Annotated in this window: 7 protein-coding genes; all 7 read right to left on the bottom strand. The window is 45.9% G+C overall.

Annotated elements, in window-relative coordinates; translation table 11 throughout:
- Positions 1 to 353 precede the first annotated feature (353 nt).
- Complete coding sequence (locus C4B57_06315; protein PXF54685.1) at positions 354 to 1,553, bottom strand: hypothetical protein; 1,200 nt, start codon at positions 1,551 to 1,553, stop codon at positions 354 to 356.
- The gene (locus tag C4B57_06310; protein ID PXF54684.1) at positions 1,550 to 2,434 is read right to left on the bottom strand and encodes a hypothetical protein; all 885 of its coding nucleotides are present in this window, start codon (positions 2,432 to 2,434) and stop codon (positions 1,550 to 1,552) included. Before C4B57_06310 ends, C4B57_06315 begins: the two co-directional genes overlap by 4 nt.
- Positions 2,434 to 3,090 carry a cell division ATP-binding protein FtsE gene (ftsE, locus tag C4B57_06305; GenBank protein ID PXF54706.1) on the bottom strand — a complete coding sequence of 219 codons (657 nt, stop codon included), beginning with the start codon at positions 3,088 to 3,090 and terminating at the stop codon, positions 2,434 to 2,436. Before ftsE ends, C4B57_06310 begins: the two co-directional genes overlap by 1 nt.
- Before the next feature lie 380 nt (positions 3,091 to 3,470).
- Complete coding sequence (locus tag C4B57_06300) at positions 3,471 to 4,103, bottom strand: hypothetical protein (GenBank protein ID PXF54683.1); 633 nt, start codon at positions 4,101 to 4,103, stop codon at positions 3,471 to 3,473.
- Positions 4,061 to 4,288 carry a hypothetical protein gene (locus C4B57_06295; GenBank protein PXF54682.1) on the bottom strand — a complete coding sequence of 76 codons (228 nt, stop codon included), beginning with the start codon at positions 4,286 to 4,288 and terminating at the stop codon, positions 4,061 to 4,063. The genes C4B57_06300 and C4B57_06295 overlap by 43 nt, the downstream gene beginning before the upstream one ends.
- Positions 4,278 to 4,667, bottom strand: coding sequence for a Fe-S oxidoreductase (locus C4B57_06290; protein ID PXF54705.1), 390 nt, complete (start codon positions 4,665 to 4,667; stop codon positions 4,278 to 4,280). Before C4B57_06290 ends, C4B57_06295 begins: the two co-directional genes overlap by 11 nt.
- 18 nt (positions 4,668 to 4,685) lie before the next feature.
- Positions 4,686 to 5,384: a 7-cyano-7-deazaguanine synthase QueC gene (gene queC / locus C4B57_06285; GenBank protein PXF54681.1), complete on the bottom strand. Its 699-nt coding sequence runs from the start codon at positions 5,382 to 5,384 to the stop codon at positions 4,686 to 4,688.
- Positions 5,385 to 5,684 lie beyond the last annotated feature (300 nt).

Below are 5,684 nucleotides of genomic sequence, written 5' to 3'. Positions count from 1 at the left end.
AAAAAAAATTAGAAAAATTGAGGAGTTGACTCAAAAAATGGTTGCTCTATGAAAGAATCTTCAGACCAATGGCAGTAATTGTATGGCAAGCAGCCTACCCGGTGCTTGCTGCCTGTATCTTATATGAAATATCCAGTTTACCATATGACTATTGAGTTAGCTCCGCATCATATGCTAATTGTAACTGATTATCCAATAATCAAAGACTATATATCGAAGCGGAGCTAACTCAATAATCATAATGCAGAGGCCGATCGTGCCAAGGAAATTTTTTTCAGTTGCACAATCTACAATAAGGAACTCATTGAAAATACGACACGGTGGATTTAACATCTGCCATACTGGATAGCGACTTATTTTGAACCATATGTTTTTATGGCTCGTGGATTAAGCCATTCGATGGGATCTTCCTGCTGTTCAACATGCCTTATCTCGAAATATATGCCCTCTTCGATCCATGGACCTCCGCCAACCAGACCCACGATTTCCCCCTCCGTGACTTTCTGCCCAACGGTTTTAAAGAACTGTGCCCCCTGGCTTATCAGGCTGAAATATTCGTTTCCGTGATCGATTATCAAGACCTTTCCATAACCAGGTATAGTATCATTATATTTTACCGTGCCATCAAAAATTGACCTGATTTCACTCCCCCTGGGTGCCGAGAAGATCACGCCGGGGCACTTCCTGTCATTCCTCCAGCCACCGGCACCGGTCCTGGACGGACGTCCTGTTACAGGCGGATTCAGCTTGCCTTTCTGTGACCTGAAGTCATACATGTCCGGTGAAACAGGACCTGAAATGAGACTGCCGGCACTTTTCCTGCTGAGACTTTTTATAATATCCTGAAGCGATTGTTCAGCAGATTCAAGTTCTTTTAACATCACTTCGTACAGCTTTCCCTGCTGTTTGAGTTCGTGCAGAAAGGCCTGTTTTTCCTGTTTTCGTTCTTCAAGAAGCAGGGCCTGGGTCTCAATTTCATCAGCAGCCGCCTTAAAGGCTTTTCTCTGTTGTTCCAATTCGGCTTCATCCTCGGCAAGCTTCTTGATACGTGATCTGTAAAGGGACCTCTGCTCTCTGTCATGATCCAGTATAAGCCTGAAGTAGGTCTCTCTTGCCAGGAGTTCCGGAATGGTCTCTGCAGCAAACAATACGTTTAAACTTCCCACTTCGCCCATTTCTCTGATGGCCCTGAGTCTGAATTCTACCTGGAATTTCAGTGCCTGAAGTGCCTGCTTCTGGCCTGCATACTCCTTTTGGGTCTCAATAAGTGCGAGTTCTTTTGCTGTCCACTTCTGTCGAGTTTTTTGAAGAATTTCCCATTGCCTGGCTATTTTTTCATCCAGTTCTGTTAATTCTTTGAGTAATGAGCGTTTACTCAATTCTATGTCAGATGCCTTTTCCTGGCGGGCTGCTATCTCTTTTTGCAGGGATTCGAGCCTTTGCTTTTGGGTTTCAAGTTCCTTTTTGACCAGATCCTCTTCGCCAAATGCATTAGCATATATTAATAATATTATCAGAGCAATAAGCTGCAGCAGCCGGTTTCGCTTTATCACAAGCGCAAAAACCTCCGCATGGCCAAGGCGGTACCCAGTACACAGAGCAGTACGCTGCTTGATATTATGGCAACGGTGTAATGCCAGGGAATAAAACAGATATTCATACCCCTGAGCAACTCGGACTTTGCCTCAATTCCCTGCAGAAACCTGTAAAACGCAAAAACGATTCCCAAGGCAAGGCTTGAGCCCAAAAGGCCCTGCAAAAAGGCCTCGACAAGGAAAGGCCCCTGTATGAACATATTTGTTGCCCCAACGAGGCGCATTATCTCCAGTTCTTCTTGTCTGGCATAAACAGTGAGCTTTATGGTGTTTGTGACCACGAAAGCAGCGGTAAACAACAGAAGGATTCCGGTTATTGCCACAATAATTCGAACAAAACCTGAAAAGATATATAGCCTGTCTATCCACTCCTGCCCATACTGGACCTTGGATACTTCAGGCCACTTGTCTATTTCTCCGGCCAGTTGCTTAATTCTCTCCAACTGGAATATGGCCCTGTTGATCTGGATTTCAAAAGAAGGCGGCAGGAACTTGGGGTCAACTCCTTCAAGCACTTCTTTCTCATCTTTCAGAAAATTCTCCAGCCTTTTAAAGGCCTCTTCTGAAGATATGTAAGTTACTTTTTCCACTCCGGGCAGCCCTGCAAGATCCTGGTAAAGACCTGGAATACGGTCTTTTGGTGTATCTTCAGTGAGAAAGACGGTCAGTCCGAGCTCAGTGCCGAATCTTTCAGCAAAACGCTGGAGGTTGAAGTAAAGCAGGGTAAAAAAGGCAAAAATCAGGATGGAAAGGCTGACCACTATCGTAGTCATAAACTGTGCACAAAGGTCTTGTCTGAGGTCGTAAAATGCCCTGCGGCAAAGGACAGGCAATGTCATTATTGAATTCCGATTTTTCCGTTAAGGAGCCTTAACACCCTGCGATGAGTATTTTTAAATAATCTTTCATCGTGGGTTGCAAAGATGATAGTTGCACCCCTGGCATTCAGTTCTTCCATAAGCATCATTGTTTCTTCAGTCCTTTGCAGGTCCAGGTTCCCTGTTGGTTCGTCGGCGAGAACTATGGGGGGCCTGTTGACCACGGCCCTGGCGATAGCTACCCGCTGCTGTTCACCTCCTGACAGATGCAGCGGATAGTAGCTCGTTTTTCCGGTAAGCCCGACCCCTTCCAGTACCTGCATTACTCTTTTTTCTGCCTGCTTCTTTCCCAAGCCGGTCACTTCCAGGCTCAGTGCAACATTATCAAATATGGTACGATTTGATAGAAGCTTGAAGTCTTGAAAAATTACACCGATTTTTCTCCTCAGGTATGGCACCTGGGAATTTGAAAGGGATGAGAGCGTCACACCGTCCACCCAGACCTCTCCCGATGTAGGCCGTTCAGCACAAAAAAGGATGCGCAGCATAGTACTTTTCCCTACACCGCTGGGACCTGTCAGGAAAACGAATTCACCCTTTTCGATCTCCAGATCAATACCGGAAAAGACGATGTTGTCCTGAGAATATGCCTTTGAGACATCCTTAAATCGAATGATAGATGATTCAAGAGAGATCATTGTGAAAGGCGCCAAAAAAATTAAATTAGATACATTATGTAATTATTAATTCTCTGCCGGGGAGTAAAGAACGGCTACACTCTATAATCGGAATTCCGTTCAGGCTTCTTAATATTTTTTATGACTATTGAGTTAGCTCCGCTTCGATATATAGTCTTTGATTATTGGATAATCATCCAATAATCCGTACAATTAGCATATGATGCGGAGCTAACTCAATAGTCATAATATTTTTTACTAGATGGGTCAATCGGTGTCCCTTATTCGTATCGGAGAAAAAGGCAGGTCTGCCATGACACCATTGCGAATCTGTCCGGGTGCAGCAACGAAGAAATAGAGGCTCATAAAGTTCTCTTTGGCTAACAAGAAAAATCAGGTATTATCGGATAGGTACTCAGCAATCCGGCAAGTCCCTCCAGGGCGGGTATTACGGCTTTTTCCTCGTGGGGTTCGAGGGTCAGGATAGGGGTCTTCTTTTGAGCATAAAGCCACGAAAAAAGGCTGTCAAAGTCCAGAATCCCTTCCCCGATAGCAAGGTGATCATCATGCATTCCCATGTTGTCATGAAGGTGAAGCTGGCCCAATCTGTCTCCCAGATCTTTCAGCCAACTGTCCAGGCCGGTTTCTGAAAACACATTCTGGTGGCCGAAGTCCAGGCAGAACCCGAGAAGAGGTGATTTAATTGTTCGGAAGATTTCCCTATGTATCCTTGTGTCTGACTCATACACATTTTCGAGCATTATGGAAATATTCAATGGAGATGCATACTCTACGAGATCAGCTACGGACTCTATGGCATTCTCCATCCAACGATCTTTAAAATTAACATAGTGCCTGTGGTCAAAGCCGGTATGGCATATCACAGATCTTGCTTCAAACAGAGATGCAAGGTCAAACGCCTTTTTTATCCTCTCTATGGAGATCCTGCGTACTTTCCTGTCTATTGCCCCTAAGGAGAGATCGGTATACGGCGCATGGATGGTACAGCTAATACCCTCTTTTTCAGGATTCCTGCTATCTTTTTAAAACCGGACCATCGGAATCGGCCTAAGATCTCACCGTTCAGTCCTATTTCGGGGTTTATATGTTTTTCCAGGAGGCTGGGTAAGTACTTATTCAACAGCAGATCAAATGGGCAGCATACGAAGACGTGCTGCTTGAGCCTCTCAATATCCATTGCTGATTCTCCTGACAAGCTCGCAGACATCCTCATAGCTTGCATCTTCATCAAAACCGGGGCAGTCGGCCTTTATGGCTTCCCATGCATTCCGATCTCCGAGTATGCTCGGGTGAAGCGGCCATCTCCTGCATTGAAAGGGCTTGACCTCGTGGATTTTGCAGAGCCCGTCCTCGCCATAGAAGATGCAATGTCCATCGACAACTTTCATCTCCACCCTATTACCTTTCTTGATGCAAAATTTCCGGAGAAAGCCAGCTGGATCAAGATCCAGAAAAGAGGCTATGGCATACTGTTCAGCCTGAGACAGGGAGACCGTGCTCTCTCCGTGGCAACAGTGTCCGCAGAGTTTACAGGAAAAAATATCTTGGACATTCACAGGTTCAGGGTTCACAGGTCACATCGCATAGGATATAGGATCCGGCACTCCTGCGGCGGCAAAGCCCCTGAGTCGCAGGAGACATGAATCGCATTTCCCGCATGCCACTTCCTGACTTTGATAGCACGACCAGGTAAGGTGCAGGGGGGCCTTCAGAGACAGTCCCTCTTTCACCACCATTTCCTTATCATAATCGATTAACGGGGTTATTATTTCAATCTCCGTTTCAGGCAGGGTTCCCTCTTTTATAAGCAGTTTGCAGGCATCGAAATAGGATTTTCTGCAATCCGGATACCCGGAGCTATCCACTTCCGTGGCCCCTATGTATATGTATCCGGCTCCTATCACCTCTGCCCAGGAAACTGCCGCGGCCAGCAGATGTGTGTTCCTGAAAGGGACATACGTTACCGGAATTCCGGGCTTTCCAAGAGACTTTTCCGGTACTGGTATCGCAGGGTCCGTGAGGGCGGAACCACCTATGGACTTAAGATAGGACATATCGACCTTCAGGCGGTCCTTAACTCCATAGTGATCAGCTATTGCCTCAAAGGCCATGAGTTCCCGCTCTTCGGTAAGCTGGCCGTAGTTCACGTGGAGAAAGGCCAGGCGGCAATTCCGTGCAGCAATGGCAGCAGCAACACAACTGTCGAGACCTCCGCTTACAAGACATACGCCCAGGGGAAGTCCATGTCGTTTTTCGTTTGGGTCAAAGGACATTTTTCAGGGCCTTTGCAGTGTAATCAGAAAATGGAAATTTGGTCTTCATGCCTTTGTAATGTTGCAGTGCTCTGGAATCTCTTTGTTCCACTTACCCAAAGTTATACTTTCCAATTTCAGGTTTCAAGCCAAACATATTTTAATTCTAAACAGATAACTTCACAAGTAAGCAAATCTGGATATTTCATATAAGCGCAGGCGAATTTTGTGACGCAGCACAGGAGGCTCTTTTGAGCCTTCAGAGGCAAGCTGTGATCGTCTTTTCTCAAGCTATGGGTAAAAATACCACCATAGCCAGGA

The sequence above is a fragment of the Deltaproteobacteria bacterium genome (assembly GCA_003194485.1).
In the GTDB taxonomy this organism is placed as follows: domain Bacteria; phylum Desulfobacterota; class Dissulfuribacteria; order Dissulfuribacterales; family UBA3076; genus UBA3076.
This window is presented reverse-complemented; position numbering and strand designations above follow the sequence as displayed.

Excerpts from the sequence above, each read along its gene's own strand:
- C4B57_06310 (PXF54684.1), bottom strand. The coding sequence starts at position 2,434 with ATGACATTGCCTGTCCTTTGCCGCAGGGCATTTTACGACCTCAGACAA.
- queC (PXF54681.1), bottom strand. The coding sequence starts at position 5,384 with ATGTCCTTTGACCCAAACGAAAAACGACATGGACTTCCCCTGGGCGTA.
- C4B57_06295 (PXF54682.1), bottom strand. The coding sequence starts at position 4,288 with ATGGATATTGAGAGGCTCAAGCAGCACGTCTTCGTATGCTGCCCATTT.